Source organism: Vibrio sp. T3Y01 (assembly GCF_013114525.1).
Taxonomy (GTDB): domain Bacteria; phylum Pseudomonadota; class Gammaproteobacteria; order Enterobacterales; family Vibrionaceae; genus Vibrio; species Vibrio chagasii_B.
The window spans coordinates 116,386-132,439 of sequence record NZ_VTXJ01000005.1; the positions used below are offsets into that span (position 1 = coordinate 116,386).

At 43.7% G+C, this 16,054-nt stretch carries 13 protein-coding genes; 3 read left to right on the forward strand and 10 right to left on the reverse strand.

The window, feature by feature from the left end:
- Positions 1-27: 27 nt before the first annotated feature.
- The 4 genes from xthA to F0232_RS07420 all read right to left on the reverse strand — a co-directional run bounded on the left by xthA (position 28) and on the right by F0232_RS07420 (position 5,219).
- The gene (gene xthA, locus F0232_RS07405; RefSeq protein WP_102425973.1) at positions 28-834 is read right to left on the reverse strand and encodes an exodeoxyribonuclease III; all 807 of its coding nucleotides are present in this window, start codon (positions 832-834) and stop codon (positions 28-30) included.
- A 161-nt stretch (positions 835-995) separates the two neighbouring features.
- On the reverse strand, positions 996-3,086 hold the full coding sequence (locus F0232_RS07410; protein WP_171750738.1) for a S9 family peptidase: 2,091 nt from the start codon (positions 3,084-3,086) through the stop codon (positions 996-998).
- A 331-nt stretch (positions 3,087-3,417) separates the two neighbouring features.
- Positions 3,418-4,623 (reverse strand): multidrug efflux MFS transporter EmrD, encoded by a 1,206-nt coding sequence (gene emrD, locus F0232_RS07415; protein ID WP_105057391.1) that lies wholly within the window; start codon positions 4,621-4,623, stop codon positions 3,418-3,420.
- A gap of 344 nt (positions 4,624-4,967) precedes the next feature.
- Positions 4,968-5,219, reverse strand: coding sequence for a hypothetical protein (locus tag F0232_RS07420; RefSeq protein WP_231891815.1), 252 nt, complete (start codon positions 5,217-5,219; stop codon positions 4,968-4,970).
- A 392-nt stretch (positions 5,220-5,611) separates the two neighbouring features.
- Here F0232_RS07420 and F0232_RS07425 point away from each other — a divergent pair, with 392 nt between their 5' ends.
- A complete protein-coding gene (locus tag F0232_RS07425) occupies positions 5,612-7,729 on the forward strand; it encodes a methyl-accepting chemotaxis protein (RefSeq protein ID WP_105057390.1) in 2,118 nt (705 codons plus the stop codon).
- A gap of 105 nt (positions 7,730-7,834) precedes the next feature.
- Here F0232_RS07425 and F0232_RS07430 read toward each other — a convergent pair whose 3' ends face one another.
- The 5 genes from F0232_RS07430 to dinG form a co-directional block, all read right to left on the reverse strand.
- Positions 7,835-8,968, reverse strand: a complete 1,134-nt coding sequence (locus F0232_RS07430; RefSeq protein WP_105057389.1) for a cupin domain-containing protein — start codon at positions 8,966-8,968, stop codon at positions 7,835-7,837.
- 57 nt (positions 8,969-9,025) lie between these two features.
- Positions 9,026-9,196 (reverse strand): pleiotropic regulatory protein RsmS, encoded by a 171-nt coding sequence (gene rsmS, locus F0232_RS07435; RefSeq protein ID WP_105057388.1) that lies wholly within the window; start codon positions 9,194-9,196, stop codon positions 9,026-9,028.
- Positions 9,186-9,734: a primosomal replication protein gene (locus F0232_RS07440; RefSeq protein ID WP_105057387.1), complete on the reverse strand. Its 549-nt coding sequence runs from the start codon at positions 9,732-9,734 to the stop codon at positions 9,186-9,188. The genes rsmS and F0232_RS07440 overlap by 11 nt, the downstream gene beginning before the upstream one ends.
- 22 nt (positions 9,735-9,756) lie before the next feature.
- On the reverse strand, positions 9,757-10,536 hold the full coding sequence (locus tag F0232_RS07445; RefSeq protein WP_004737423.1) for a TSUP family transporter: 780 nt from the start codon (positions 10,534-10,536) through the stop codon (positions 9,757-9,759).
- Between the two features lie 127 nt (positions 10,537-10,663).
- Positions 10,664-12,739, reverse strand: a complete 2,076-nt coding sequence (dinG, locus tag F0232_RS07450) for an ATP-dependent DNA helicase DinG (protein WP_105057386.1) — start codon at positions 12,737-12,739, stop codon at positions 10,664-10,666.
- A 514-nt stretch (positions 12,740-13,253) separates the two neighbouring features.
- Between dinG and F0232_RS07455 the strand changes: the two genes are divergently transcribed.
- On the forward strand, positions 13,254-14,276 hold the full coding sequence (locus tag F0232_RS07455; protein WP_061034209.1) for a porin: 1,023 nt from the start codon (positions 13,254-13,256) through the stop codon (positions 14,274-14,276).
- A 74-nt stretch (positions 14,277-14,350) separates the two neighbouring features.
- A complete protein-coding gene (locus F0232_RS07460; protein WP_061034210.1) occupies positions 14,351-14,998 on the forward strand; it encodes a DUF2057 family protein in 648 nt (215 codons plus the stop codon).
- A gap of 73 nt (positions 14,999-15,071) precedes the next feature.
- Here the strand turns inward: F0232_RS07460 and F0232_RS07465 are convergent, their stop codons facing one another.
- Positions 15,072-15,800, reverse strand: coding sequence for a pseudouridine synthase (locus tag F0232_RS07465; protein ID WP_061034211.1), 729 nt, complete (start codon positions 15,798-15,800; stop codon positions 15,072-15,074).
- Between the last annotated feature and the right edge of the window lie 254 nt (positions 15,801-16,054).

Consider the following 16,054-nt stretch of genomic DNA (forward strand, 5'->3'; position numbering starts at 1 on the left):
TCAGGGAGCAAATGCTCCCTGATTTTTTTATTTAAACGTCGACCAAATTGGCGCGTGATCTGATGGTTTTTCTATACCGCGCAGTTCGTAGTCGATGCCTGCTTCCGTACACTTATCAGCAAGTTTCTGAGTTGCTAGTACAACGTCAATACGCAGGCCGCGGTTATCCACGAAACCTTTTGAACGGTAATCAAACCATGAGTATTGATCTGTGACTTCTGGGTGTAGTTGACGGAACGTATCTACGAAGCCCCAATCCATCAATGTTTTTAGCCATTCACGCTCTTCAGGCTGGAATGAACACTTGCCCGTTTTCAACCAACGTTTTGCATTTGGCTCGCCGATACCGATGTCTGCATCGATAGGGCTGATATTGATGTCACCCATCACGATGATCTGCTCATCTTTGTTGTGATAGTCGTTCAGGTAGGTCATCAAGTCTTTGTAGAACTCACGCTTGTATGGGTATTTGGTTTCATGCTTGATGTTGTCCCCTTGAGGGAAGTAGCCATTTAGCACAGTAACCTTTTCGCCATTTTCATCTTCAAACGTCGCCATGATCATACGTTTTTGATGGTCTTCATTGTCTGTTGGGAAACCTTTCTGTACAGAGATAGGTTCTTGCTTACACAGCATAGCAACACCGTAGTGTGCTTTTTGCCCGTGGAAGTAAACCTTGTAGCCCATTGCTTCAACATCAGCAATTGGGAAGGCCTCGTCGTGCACTTTGATCTCTTGTAAACCAATCACGTCAGGTTGGTGTTTGTCGATAACCGCTTGCAGTTGGTGAAGGCGAGCTCTTAGGCCATTGATGTTGAAGCTAATTACTTTCATTTATTTTTATACCTCTCGTAAACCTTTGCCTATAGTGCAGCAAAGATTATTTGATTTGGTGAGTTTCATAGTTAATCGTATTTAACCATGCTTAATAATGTATGTCGCCATTTGTAGAGACAAAATGGCGACATAAAACGACGTGGGTACTTGCGTTGAATCTATTGAGTCTTGAGCAAATCTAAAAAGAATGCGTATTCCAGTGCGTCTTCTTTTAATCGTTTAAATCGACCTGATGCACCACCGTGACCTGCTTCCATGTCGGTTTTGAACACAAGTACATTGCTGTCTGTTTTCATCTCACGCAACTTCGCTACCCACTTCATAGGTTCAAAGTATTGTACTTGCGAATCATGCAGACCGGTTGTCACTAACATGTTCGGGTAGTTTTGAGCTTTGACGTTGTCGTATGGCGAGTAACTCAACATGTAATCGTAATAGGTTTTATTGTTAGGGTTACCCCATTCGTCGTATTCGTTGGTTGTAAGAGGAATTGATTCATCAAGCATGGTCGTTACCACGTCAACAAATGGAACATGAGCGCCAATGCCTCGATATAACTCAGGTGCTTGATTGATGATTGCGCCCATCAATAGACCGCCAGCCGAACCGCCCACTGCGAACACTTTATCTTTCGCGCCATAACCTTCTTCAACTAGGCCTTTAGTGACATCGATGAAGTCATTGAACGTGTTTTGTTTAGTCAGCTTTTTGCCATCTTCATACCAAGGACGTCCCAACATCTCTGAACCTCGAATATGCGCGATAGCATAAACGAATCCGCGATCAAGTAGGCTCAGACGAGCTGAGCTAAAAGTTGGTTCGATTGTGTGCCCGTAAGATCCGTAGGCATATTGGTAGAGAGGGTTAGTACCGTCTTTCTTGAATAGATCTTTGCGATAAACCAAAGAGACTGGTACTTGCTTACCATCGCGAGCCGTGATCATGATTCGCTCTGATTGGTAATTATCAGCATCGAAATCACCTAATACCGGCGTTTGTTTCATGATCTCTGATTCACCTGTATTAAGGTCGAAATCATAGTAAGTGCCAGGAGTTGTTAGGCTGCTGTAATAGACTCGAACTTTAGAGTTATCTAACTCATAGTTACTTGTTAGGTAGGCAGCAAAAGCGGTGTCGTTGAACTCAAGTGGAAATTCTTTGCCTGTAGAGAGTTGACGAACCTTCACTGTAGACAAGCCATTTGAACGCTGCTCGTAAACCAGATGATCATTAAATAGCTCAAAATCGACAAGCTGTACGTTGTCGTCAGCCGGAATGACATCGACCCATTTTGAACGGTCATGCATGTCTTCAGCCGTTGTTTTCATCAAACGGAAGTTGACCGCTTGGTAGTTGGTGTAGATGTAATACCAATCCTCTAGCTTGGCGATGCTGTACTCAATACCCGTTTCTCTTGGGTAGAAGGCTTCGGCTTTTGCATTTGGGTTATTGGCATCAATAATTGAAACACCACTGGTTTCAGTGCTCGAGTGCCAAATGTATACCTGCTCGCCATCTTTACTCTTACTGATGCTGGTGTAGTAAGCGCTGTCAGCTTCTTCGTAGACCAGCTCATCGCTTGTTTGAGGTGTACCCAATACGTGGCGGTAAACTTGATAGCCGAGTAAAGTTTGTGGATCTTTCTTGATGTAGTAGAAGGCTTGGTTGTCGTTTTGCCATGCGATAGCGCTCGAAGCACCTTCAATTTCATCGTTTAGGTATTCACCGGTTGTGAGGTCTTTAATCTTAATGGTGTAAATACGGCGGCTCAGAGTATCTTCGCCATAGGCCAACATATTTTCGTTCGGGCTGACAGATAGACCACCAATACTGAAAAATTCATGCTCTTTGGCGAGTTCGTTAACGTCTAAGATGACTTGTTTGTCTATTCCTAAAAAGTGTTTTTCGCGCAAATGAACTGGGTACTCGTTGTCACCTGTGACTTTATTTGAGTAGTAATAGCTACCTTTACGAACTGGTACCGAATTGTCGTCTTTCGCGATTCGGCCTTTGATCTCTTCAAATAATTGTTCTTGAGATGCTTCTGTATGTTTCAGCACAGTCTCGGCATACTGGTTCTCTTGCTCGAGGTGCTGCAAGATCTCCGGATCTTGGCGTTCATCATCACGCATCCAATAATAATCATCAATTCGTGTGTCACCATGAGTCGTCATTGAATGAGGGACTTTCTTAGCAACGGGAGCTTGGGTTTGTTGAGCGACGAGTTGCGATGGAGAGTAGTGGTTCATGGTTATTATTCCTTGATTGCTGCATCCGGCGACAAGCGCCACCGATACGGCTAATGTGGTTAAAGCGAAACGCATCTGTATATCCTTAGTGTGCACCTTACTCGTTTTATTGCCAGCATCCTTTAGTGGTTAGTTTCCTTCCAGTGATATTATTTATAATTGGATTCTGGATATGCACTTTCATCGTAAGTGTCTGTTATTGTTTTAAAAAAATCAAAGTAATGTTTGATGAAATTAGTGGTAGACATCATGTAAGGGTAAACGGGTAATAAAAAAGGGACACGCCTTTCAGCATGTCCCTCTATTTGTAAGGTAGGAGTTGCGTTTTACTCTAGATAGCCAATGGCATTTCGTTTGAGTGGTCAGGCTTACGATTAACCCAACGTAAACCAAGCATAGCGATAAGTGACATGGTAATCATCAAGCAACCCAGTGGCAGTTGATCTTGAGCTGGGAAGAACGATGCCAACAGTGTAGCAATACCGGCACCCAGATTCTGCATACCACCTAAGATCGCACCTCCCGTACCTGCGTGATATGGGAATGGCGAAAGTGCTCCCGTTGTCGCGGCTGGAAATAAGATACCAGCGCCCAAGAAGTAAATGGTTGCACCGCCAATCAAAGTTAATGCGGTTGTTTGACCAAACAGACCCGGGATAAGCACCACAGCTGAGCCAACTAAGATCGATACTAGACCAACATTCAGTGCTCGGCGCTCAGAGCTACGTTGCGCGATGTAACTCGATAGACCTGCACCCACGAGGTAACCCGGAATCGGTAACACAAACAGCAAACTCACGGTGGTTGCCGGCAAGCCAAGTACACCGCCCAGCAATACGCCAGCTGCTGCCTCAAACACTGCTACGCCCGCAAATGTTGCCACTAGTACCAGCAAGAAGCCTTGGAAGCGTTTGTCAGACAGAACAAACTTGTAGCTGTTGACGACTGATTCATTTTTGCGTCGCTCTTTTGGCAATGTTTCCATCATGCTGGTCATCATGGTGATCACTACAGCGATACCAAACAGTGCTAGAAACAAGTAGCTAGAACGCCAGCCAAAAGCTTCTGTTAGGTAACCGCCCAATACAGGTGCCATTAATGGGGAGAAGATCACACACATGCTGATTAAGCTGTTTGCACGGTGTAACTCAGCGCCCTCAAAACAATCGCGAGTCAATGTACGAGACATTGCACCGCCACAACCAATGCCCAAGCCTTGAATAAAGCTACCCACCAAGAACCATTCGTATTCATGAGCAAATAAGGCTACCAAGGTACCTAGGATATAGATAACTAAGCCTGCGACGATGATTGGTTTACGACCGAGACGATCAGAAAGCGGACCATATACAAATTGCGACAAACCATAAGGGATCAGGTAACACGCCATCACTGCTTGAAGTGAAGACGCAGAAACCAAGAACTCACCTGCCATATGACCGATAGAAGGCACGTACATCGTTTGAGTCATTTGACCTACGGCTGTCAGAATAGCGATTAAAAAGGTAAGTTTCGCTAATGGAAACGAGGCGGACATTTGCGTATCTCTCCAAAAATTAAAAACGTAAAAAGCCTTAGCGCTCCATTAGGGAGAGCCAATTGAATAAAGCGATCAGGGAATCTAGGCGCGAGATATTAGAGTTTGATTGCCGAATTAGCAATCAAAAAGTGTGAAGTCGATCAAGATAAAAATCTATGGTATGGATTAGAAAAACTAATCCTTAATCTATGTGAAACGAGTAAGTGTTGCAGGAGGAAGCTATTGAAATATTATGAGTGATTGAACAAGGTTTTGATTACCTGAGGTGGTGGTGCGCTCAATAATCTAAATCGTATAGCAGGTTTATGAAACGACAGATATCTTTGTATCAATACCCAAGATTAATAGAGTAGCCAGTCTGTCGCGTACACGACAAGCGTTATTAAACAGGTCACAACAATTGTTATTACAAGTGCAGTCACTAACTTTTTCTTCAAACTTAGTGTGTTAAATACTTCGCCCTCTTGTTCTCTTAACCTCTTGTCTTCATCAAAGTGCCACTTGATCGCTAGGTAGCCACCGATAGCCAATACAATCAGCTTAAAAGCCCCTGCAAAGTATGGAAAGAAATTGGCCCAACTCGCGTTCATCATCTATCTCCGTCGTTATCAAAAAAGATTCAATAGCATAATAACAAGCTTGCTTTTATAGCGGAGCGAGATGAAAAGGCATTTTTCAATTCCGGTAGGGGAGCTGCAAAGTGTTCTTATCGCCTTGAGAAAGGACGCAAGTCATACGTCATATTTTTAGAACGACAAAGATGAAGCTAAGTATCGGAAGTTAATAGCTCTCTCAGTCACAGAAGCGATAGACAAAAAGCATGAACTGTTAATATTTGCGTGAACTTTCGTTTTATATGTTAGCAATTTGTGATGTAATCATCCGCTAAGCTATTCGTCTAACTTATCTACATTGTGTACAGCCATTCGTTGTCGATGTGATAGTTATGGTTATGGAAGTCTTTTGGCTTAAATAAGGATATTAAATGCGTTCTCTATCGGTACAGTGGAAAATAACTCTATTAGCGGGTTGTTGTTTAATCATTACGTCACTGTCTCTTATTGGTTTCTCGATCTACAACGCGACGAGCAATCAACAAGTCATCAAATCTCAAAGCTCAGAATCAGTGATCAATAAAACTCAACAGTTGTTGGCATCTGTTTCTCAGCTTAATGCCCAAGAAACTCAACGCTATGTTGACGAAGCGATTTATCGCGCTGAGATGCTTGCGGCCAGTGCTCAGTTTCTAAAGAACAATGCAGATGAAAACTTTACACCGAGTGAAGAGCTTCGTACTGCATTAGACGAAATGGTGCGTCGTTCAGTTTTAAACTTCGATTCAATTCAAGGTGCTTATCTCGTATTCAAACCTGACTTACTTGATAGTGAAGATGCGAACTATGTCGATGCCGATTATGTAGGTTCTAACGAGAAAGGACGTTTCGCTCCTTACTGGAAGGTAGCGGATAATGGTGAGAATGTTCTCTCGAACGTGCTTTCGGAATCAACATTGAATGACAACAGCAATAGCGAACGTTTTTACTGCCCGCTATCTTCAGGGCAAACCTGTATCAGCACCCCACGAGTAGTGAACAGCGGCGGTACAGCATTATTGACGTCCTCTATTTCAGTTCCAATTTTAGTCGACGATGTTGCGATTGGTTTTCTTGGTATCGATTTGAGACTCGATGGCTTAACCAGTGTGATTACTCAATCTGACCAGAGTTTGTTTAACGGTGCAGGAAAAGCTTACGTGGTTAGCCTAGACGGCTCAGTTATCGCTTCTGACGATTCAAGCATTGCAGTTGGTTCGAATTTCCAAAGTGATAATACCAACAGTGACCTAATGACCGACTTTATCTTCGGCGGTGAAGTAACAACGCAGTGGAGTGAGAACGGTGAATGGTTACTTGCGTTTGCACCTGTTGTTGCTGCTAACCAAACGTGGGGTGTGTTGTTTGAGATCCCAAGAGACAGTGTCGTCGCTGATGCAAATAAATTGGATTCCATCATTAGCACTAAGCTAAGTGAAGGCATCAAAACAGAAGTCATTGCCGGTACGGTATTTATTATCTTTGGCTTAGCCATTATCGCGTTTGCCTCGTTGTCTATTGTGAAGCCGATTCGTCAGGTTGTGGAAAGGTTGAATGACATCGCTTCAGGTGAAGGTGATTTGACGCAGCGCTTGGAAGTGAAGTCTCAAGATGAAATCGGTCAGTTGTCAAAAGGATTTAACCTGTTCCTAGATAAGCTGCAACACACGATCAAAGAAGTCATTCAAACCACAGAACAAGTGGCAAACACGACCAGTCAAGCGAAGGCATCTGCATCAAGTACTCGTGAAAGCAGCGAGTCTCAATTTAAAGAAGTGGATCTGGTAGCAACAGCAGCAGAAGAGATGACTCAAACTGCGGGCTTAGTGGTACAAAATGCAGAAGTTGCGGTAGACGCAGCTTGTGAGGCAAATCGTTCAGCTCAGCAAGGGCAGCAAGTTATCGAGCTTTCCGCTGGTGAAATGAGAAAGCTGGTGGAACGCATGTCGAGCGCCGTGCCTATTGTTGAAGAGCTAGCGAAGAACAACGGTAATATCACCGAGATTTTAAGTGTTATCGAGGGGATCTCCGAACAGACTAACTTGTTAGCATTGAATGCGGCGATTGAGGCGGCTCGTGCCGGTGAGCAAGGTCGTGGTTTTGCGGTCGTTGCAGACGAGGTGAGAAACCTAGCAAGCCGCACACAATCATCCGTTGGTGAGATCAGAGCGGTGATCGATAAGGTCCATGCTGGTACACAAGATGTTGTTGAGGCGATCCAAGAGGGTAATATTCTTGCCAACGATACAGCGCTGCATGTTCAAAATGCAGTGGAGGATCTCGGCTCGATCTTTACTTCAATTGAGGCGATCAGTGACATGAACAATCAGATCGTAAGAGCAGCAGAAGAGCAACAATCGGTTTCCGGTGAAGTGAATCAGAGTGTGGTTAATATTCGCGACTTGAGTGCGAAGATCTTGGAACAAGCGGCAGCTTCTGAACAAGTGGGTAATGAAATTGATCAGCTATCTCAGCAGCAACAGAAATTGGTTAATCAGTTCAAGGTCTAAACCTTAAACAATTATTGGATAGAAAAAGGGACAAATGAATATTTCATTTGTCCCTTTTTTAGTTGTTTCTTGAAAAGTAGGTTAATAACTAGCGTCTGACGCTGCTTACTCTTCGATGAACCAATAGCCTTTGTTAACCAATTCAGTCACGACCGTTACGCCCGAAGGTGATAGGGCAGTAGCCGAGGTAATCACGGTCTCATCGCACAGTGTATTGAGTAATGACGAGTCTGCTTCATCAACCTTAACCACTTCGCCATTGATGTAAGCTGTGTTGCTTTGATCTTCGTGGTAGAGCGCTTTTAAGCCTGATACTCGGTGGATTTCACCTTCTGACCCTAGGTGTTGGGCAATCTCTTCTTGAGTCCATAGTGGCTCTGGCGCAACGATATCAAGCTGGTGGCGAGATTGGCTCAGTAAGCAACCCATGAAGTCGCTAACCGTTTCTGGTTGTTCAAGGGCTGATTTGAGCATATCAGTCAGGTTACTCAAATCTGACGAACGAATCTTGCCGTAGCCGTCCTGCGTTTTGAACTCAGGATCATGCAAGTGAATATCACCCATATCATGAGCAAGTACAAAATCGGCAAAGTTACTGATTAGCTCTTGCTCTTTAGGAGAGCGGTAGCCAATGGAGTAGCTCATTGATGGCTCTAGCGTATTGCCTTCGTGTGGGAAGCCTGGCGGGATATAAAGGATATCGCCTGGTTCTAGGGTTTCATCAATGATTGGCTCAAAGCCTTCGATTTGGCGTAGAGCAGAGGCTTGGACGGTCTCTTTATATTGACCGATATCTTTTGCGCCTACTTTCCATTGACGCTTACCTTGGCCTTGAATGATGAATACGTCATATTGATCAATATGCGGGCCAACACCACCTTCAGGTGCTGAGTAGCAAATCATCAGATCATCGAATAACCAGTTTGGTAATTGTTGGAACGCTTTCGTCAGCTCATTGGCACCTTGATGCCAATGGTTTGCTGCTTGAACGATCAACTGCCAGTGAGTTTCTTCTAATTCGCCAAATTTTTCTTCGGCGAATGGGCCGTGCTCTGCTGTCCATTGGTTGTTGAGGTTAGAAACAAAGCGAGAATCCACTTCTTCTTCCATCGATAAACCAGCAAGTTCTTCCGGCGAAATTGGGTCGACGAAGTTTTGGAAGCCACCTTTTAAGATGGTTGGTTTCTTATGCCAGTAATTTTCAAGAAACTCGGGCATAGAAAAGCTAAGTTGGTACATGTGAATCCTGTATGTTTTGATGCTAGATGCTAGATGCTAGATGCTAGATGCTAGATGCTAGATGCTAGATGCTAGTTTGGCTTGTAAATCTTGTTGGACAATCTTAATTGCCTCTAACGCAACCTTTGGGTCGATCTTGTTACTTTCGAGTAGGTAGATCAAGTCGACAGCTAACTTAACTTCTTCAGGTGCGTCGTCCAATGGTGATGATGGGTTATCAGTGCTCATTTCGCTTTGGGTTCTCTATGTTAATCAGTCTTTCGATGTTCTTCATCGAGTCTTCACAGCGCTCTAAACGCTCTTTCGCTAACATCCAAGCGTTTTCTGCTTGTGCTTTGCTATGACCAGGTGCGGAGTCCAGCGCTAACTTGCGTCGTTTAACCAAATCAACCAAACGTCTTTGCCAGTCTTGGTGCTGAGCCAAGTCATTATACAAATCGTTCAAGGTTTTCCCTGATTTACTTTTTCTGTCTAAGCGCAAATCGTGATTGGCTAGCTCGCGTTGCAGAGCTGCTATCTGGTTAGTTAACTTCTCGGTTAAGTAGTTTGCTCTCGATGCCGAAAGTTGGTTAGTGTTCTGTTCGCGAATAATGGTGTGGTAGGTCGCTTGGGTTTCGAGTGCGTAAGGGAGTAGAGTCGAGGCGCCACATTTAAACAACGCTTTGTCGAAAAGCGCCTGATGATAGGAACCTCTGGATTTATCAACCTGTGAACAGTGACCGAGTAAGGTATCAATGACACTTTTTATTTGTGAAAATTGACTCATTTTACTTCCTGTAATCTGGTGGCTATAGATTTACAAACCAAGCTTCGTAAGCCAGTTTTATCGCAAGTATACTGACAACTGTAACAAAGACTGGTCGTATAAACGTAGCACCAAATCGAATTGCCGAATGTGCACCAACAAATGCACCAGCCATTAAGCAAACACCCATGGTTAAACCCAATACCCAGTCAATATGACCAAGAATCGCGAAGGTCACCAAAGACGTGAAGTTACTGGTGAAGTTCATTGCTTTCGATAGGCCAGATGCAAGCAAGATATTTAGGCGGTACAGAGCCATAGAGCTCACCGTCCAAAAAGCACCCGTTCCCGGGCCAGCAACGCCATCATAAAAGCCAAGAATGAAGCCTTGGTACTTTTGTTTCTTCTTCAGTACCGGACAAGGTTTCGGTGACACGTTGTGATTGGCGTTCGGTGTCTTATGGAAAATGGTGTAGATCGCTGCTGCCAGAATGATCAGCGGTAGGACTTTTTCTAACCATTGAGTGCTAATGGCATCGACTGTTAGGGTACCTATGGTTGCGCCGATCAAGGTCGCTATAAATGCATTTATCCAACATTCTGGCTTAAACAGCTTTTTACGATAATAAGTAAAAGCCGCTGTTGAAGAAGCGAACGTGGCTGCAAGCTTATTTGTACCCAGTGCGATGTGTGGCGGTAGGCCAAGGGATAACAATGCAGGGACCGTTAACATGCCCCCACCACCGGCGACAGCATCAATAAAGCCCGCTGCAAATGCAACCAGCGCAAGTATAACCAACATGGTTGGTTCAATCATTTCCATAAATAGCTGTTGTTCTCGTTATTGGCCGTCAGAACAGCCACACGAATAGTTGATGGGCTATTCGTGTTTGATTGTGAATGCAGGGGCCAAGCGATGACTGACCCAGAACTACCCAAAGGCAGAAAAATTAGTATTTTATTGTTCTTTTAAAAGGCGGTAGCGAATCGAGTAGGGACTTGCCATATCGCTTCGTGACTATGCGTCGATCAAGGATCGTGACTTTACCAGAATCTCTCTCTTTACGCAGTAGTCGCCCTACAGATTGAATAAGCTTTTTACTCGCTTCTGGAACAGTAATCTGCATAAAAGGATTACCGCCACGCGATTCAATATATTCTGAATGCGCTTGTTCTACAGGTGACGTAGGAACACCAAAAGGAATTTTGGTAATAACTAGGTTTTCAAGAAGCTCACCCGGTAAATCCAGACCTTCCGAAAAGCTACCAGTTCCAAAAAGCACGCTGGTTTTTCCTTGGTCTATTAGCTTTTTATGTTTTTTTAGAATTTCAGCGCGTGAAGTATCACCTTGTACCTGCAATGCCCATGACTTTTTAACGAAATCTGTTGCCAAAGCCTCTGCAACTTTATTCATTTGCCAGTAAGAAGAGAATAGAACGAGATTGGCTTTGTTGTCTTCTATTACCTTAGGCAGAATTTCAATAAGATATTCGGTAAATTGAGGTGCTTGTGGCTCGTATTTCATGGCAGGCACGATTAACTCCGCTTGATTCTGATAATCAAACGGTGACGCCAGGGCAAGAAACTGCACGCCATCTTCTTCTTTTTGACTGATACCGGCTTGATGGCAGAAAAAACTGAAGGAGTTGAGTGCTCTCATTGTTGCAGAAACGAGCACTGCACCAACACAGCGGCTCCAGATTTGCTGGTCAAGTTGCCAGCCAACCTCAAGCGGAGAAACATTGACAACAAAATCGCCTTCACTCTCTTTATTAAGCTCTAACCAGCGCGCTAAAGGCGCACCTTTTTCACGTTTTGGTTCAGCCATCAGGCGCCAAACTTGCGCTAGGTTCTCGGTTCTCTGTATATAAAAGCCGATTTCCGCGAGTGCTGGCTCTGCGAGTTTTGCAGAAAGCTCTCCATCTTTGACTCGTTCTGCAATCAGGTCCGCAATTTTAGCGACTGCCTGGCTCGCTTTCTGAGAAAGTTGTTTGAGGTCTTTAGATTCGTTCTCTAACCATTCTGGCAAGTCACCATGCTCAAAGCGGTAAAGCCCATCTTCAAAATGAGTAGCATCGAACTGCTTACTGAGCTGCGTCAGCGTTGGTATCAGCTGTTGTACTGAATCCTGCAATTCATTCCTGAATCGCCCCACTCGCTTTTCATCCGCTAAGCCTGAAAGCTTAGTGATGGACTGGTTCAAACGCTCTAACCAAGAAGCGGCACCCTTTAAGCTCGCAGCAGCAGAAGAGTGATCTCGGGCTACGTGTGGTAAGTGGTGTGCTTCATCGAAGATATAGATGCTATTTTCTGGCTCAGGCAGTATCACGCCGCCACCTAAATCGGCATCAGCCATCACTAAACTGTGATTAGCGATGATAACGTCTGCTTTATCTAGCTCTGAACGTGCTTTTTGGAAAGGACAGTCTCTGTGAGTTGGCATGCTGTTGTTACAACTGTGCTTATCACTGACAATCATTTGCCAAATCATGTTGTCGATAGGCTTTGGCCATGAATCTCGGTCGCCATCCCATTTGCCTTGAGCAAGGCTGCGATACATGGTTTGCAGTTGTTCAATATCTTTCTGTTTTGGCTTAGATTCGAACATTGCCATCTGGCCACCATCAACCCCGCAGGCGGCTGCCAACTTTTCCGCACAGCAATAACGTTGTCGACCTTTCGCCAATATAAAAGAGAACTCCCTGTCAGTAAGTCTTCTATATAGAGGGAGATCTTTGTTTACAAGCTGTTCTTGTAGAGCAACCGTTGCGGTTGAAATAACAATTTTTCGGTTGTTTAAAACGGCAACGGGAATCGTTGCCATTAAATAAGCCAGTGATTTACCGATTCCGGTTCCCGCTTCAGCAACGATCATACGATTACTTTTGTGGTATTGACCACAAAGTGTCTTCGCAATCTCTGCGACAAGGTAGTTTTGTGCACGCCTAGGTACAAAGTTATCCAACTGTTCTTGGAGGTTTTGATAACTGGTGCGAATAGAATTTTGAATTTTAGTAGTTAGCATACTGTGACCTACGTAACGGAGCGAGGATAGTAGCACATATCACTAGCCGGTACATTTACCGCAAAATAGCTTGCTTTTGAATCAAAGGTAGATCTCGTTCACAAAAAAAAACTGAACCATCAGGAACTTAACGATTTTATTTATCTTGCGAAATATAAATATTAAAAAAGACTGGCTTGTAGGTGTTAAGTTCTGTTGTTGGGTTGTTTTATGACTTACTGTTAGTTTTAAATTCTATTTGTTACATTTTTTGGATTATTATATTTGCTGATAAAACTAAGGATAAGCTGCTCGTAAAATGATGAAAAAAAATGTAAGTGTTTGATTTTGAATGTTTTGTGTTTTTTTTAGGTTTGTTTTTAGTTTATTTGACACGCAGGATAATCTTTTGCAATCTAGACCTCGAAATTTAGTGACGGTGATTAACCAACAAAGAGTGGTAATGACCAGTCACAATAAATAAAAGGGAACCGGGCAAGGATCTCCCATTCTTAGAAAAGGCAGTGGATTTATTATGAAAAAGACTCTATTAGCGCTAGCTATCGCAGCTACAGCAACTTCTGTTAACGCAGCAGAAATTTACTCTAACGACGATACTAAAGTTGGCCTAAAAGGTGAGGTAGATATCTACCTTCAACAATCTGAAGTAGATGAAACTCTAGCTACAACTGTTAAAAAAGAAGCTGACGTTTCTACTTGGGCTAAAATCCAACTAGACGCTGAACAGAAGCTAAACGACACATTCACAGCATTCGCATCTTTCGAAATCGAAACTGACGGCAGCAACGCGAAGTTCGATGACGTTCTAGCGGGTTTCAAAACTGACACTTGGGGTATGGCTTTCGGTGAAACTGGTGACCTAGCAGAATCTGCAGACGCTATTCAGAAAGACGATATCACAAACGAAGGTAACTACATGGGCTCAACTGGTGGTCACCACCGCGAGTCTACTGGCCACGGTGCTGTATTCAAAGGTCAATTCGTTGAAGGTTTCACAGTTGTAGCTGACATCAACACAGAAGCTGAAGATGGTGTTGATAACACTTACGGTATCTCTGCTGATTACGCGTTCAGCAACTTCTCTATCGGTGCTTCTTACATCACTGGTGACGCTGCTAAAGACGTAGATTACTCTCTTGCTGGTGTTTCTGCGTCTGCTGAATTCGGCGGCCTATACCTAGCTGCAACTTACGCTCAGTTTGAAGGTAACCAAGGTTACGGTTACTGGAGCCTTGAGAAAGTTGGTGGCGCAGGTACTTACGGCAACGGTGAGACTATGGGTATCGCAGCTGCTTACCAAATCGACGCTGTTCGCCTATACACTACTTACGCAGTAGCAACTACTGATGAGCTAGCAACAGCAGCTGGTACTTCTAAGATCTCTGACATCGATTCTACTAACCTAGTTGTTGGTGTTGACTACGCATTCCGTGACAACATCCTATTCCTAGCTGAATACCAAACTGCTGATTTCGAATACGCATCACAAACTCTAGATGCTGACGGCGTTATCGCTGGTGTTTACTACACATTCTAATCTGTAGTTAACTATGCTATACAAAAGCCAGCTATTAGCTGGCTTTTTTACATTTATTAATTAAGGAATCGTACATGAACAAGTGGTATTTGAGTTTTGTCTGCCTATTCTCTGCACCATACGCAACGGCTGCTCTTGATTTAGCTTCTGGTATTTCACTAAATACTTTGAACGGCGAGGTTGTTGAAAGTGCGGAAGACGCTGTGTTCACCGCTGGTGAAAATCAACTCGTTTTAGATTACACAGGGTATTTGAGCGATAAAGGCAAGCGCGAATTTATCAGTACAGTTCCTTACATTATGGTTGTAGATGTTCCTGAAAATGCGGATGTTGATGTTGATCTTGTAAGCAGAAAATACGCAAAGATAGAAAGAAACGTAGACAGAGAGCTTCCTATTTTCAATATCGCTATAAATGGTGATGACGTAAAAGTAGTGCAAGAAGTGTTACCACCATCTCAAGGCGCACTTCCGTACAGCGATATTCCTCAGCTGGTTAAAGATTACAATCAAGAAAGAGGTTTAGTTTTCGACTCAGGCAAGATTCGCTCATTGAAAGAAGAATTAGCCGCGGTTCAAACTGGTGCTGTGGTTGGCGCGACTGTTGCTGCTGATAGCACGGTTCAAGAGTCTGAAAATACACTTCAACTTAAGCTTTGGTATTCAAGAGCCAGTGAAGAAGAGCGTAAAGCATTTCAAAAATGGTTGATTGACCAAAAATAAGACCAAAAGTTTTTAGGGCGAGGTGTTCTTTTATAATAGACACCTCGCTTTTTCACTTCCATCTAGTCGTATCTTAAATCTCTTTCCACTCGCCAGGCTGAAGCTGACCTAGGTTCATGTCGCCCATAGAATAGCGAATAAGGCGTAGAGTAGGGAAGCCGATGTTTGCCGTCATTCGTCTTACCTGACGGTTACGTCCTTCGATGATAGTAATCGCTAACCAGGTCGTTGGTATTGCAGCTCTGAATCTTACCGGTGGGTTTCTGTCCCACACTTCTGGCTCCGTCATTAACTCAACCTTTGCTGGTAGTGTCATACCATCTTTGAGTTCGACGCCTTTTCTCAATTTATCTAAATCTTCCTCAGAAGGTGCGCCTTCAACTTGCGCCCAGTAAGTCTTTGGTGATTTTGAGTTTGGTTGAGTTAGCTTGGCCTGAAAGATACCGTCATTGGTTAAAACCATTAACCCTTCACTGTCACGATCAAGTCGTCCGGCAGCATAAACGTCTTTTACTGGAATAAAGTCGGCGAGCGTCTTTCTACCTTCACCATCAGTGAACTGACTTAGAGTATCGAATGGCTTGTTGAACAAAATGACTTTGCGATCTTCGAGTGCAATTTTAGGTTTTGTGTTCGCCGGTTTCGCTTTATATCTGTGTTTACTTGAGTGCGATTTCTTGTGCGAATTGCCAGTGTTATTTCTATCATTGTTTCGGCCTTGTCTGTTGCCACTTTGTTTTAATGTGGCGCCAGAACGAGCGGGTTTGTCTGAACGAGATGCGCTGCGTGAGCGAGTAGACATGTTAACTACCTTGCAAAAATGTAAACGAAGTGTGCTGAAAAGTTTTCACTGAAACGGAATTGAGCTATCATTTGCGCGCCTAAAAGACACAAAATAGAACAAGTTTATGGACTCTTGAGCCTGATTTGTTTAATTATACCAACGTGTTTTATTATAACAACGCACTCACGGATTTGGTTCATGCTGTCATTAGATTGCATGAAAAATAAGATAGAGTACGACTATCGAGTAAGCAGTTTCCACTCTCAGAGTCG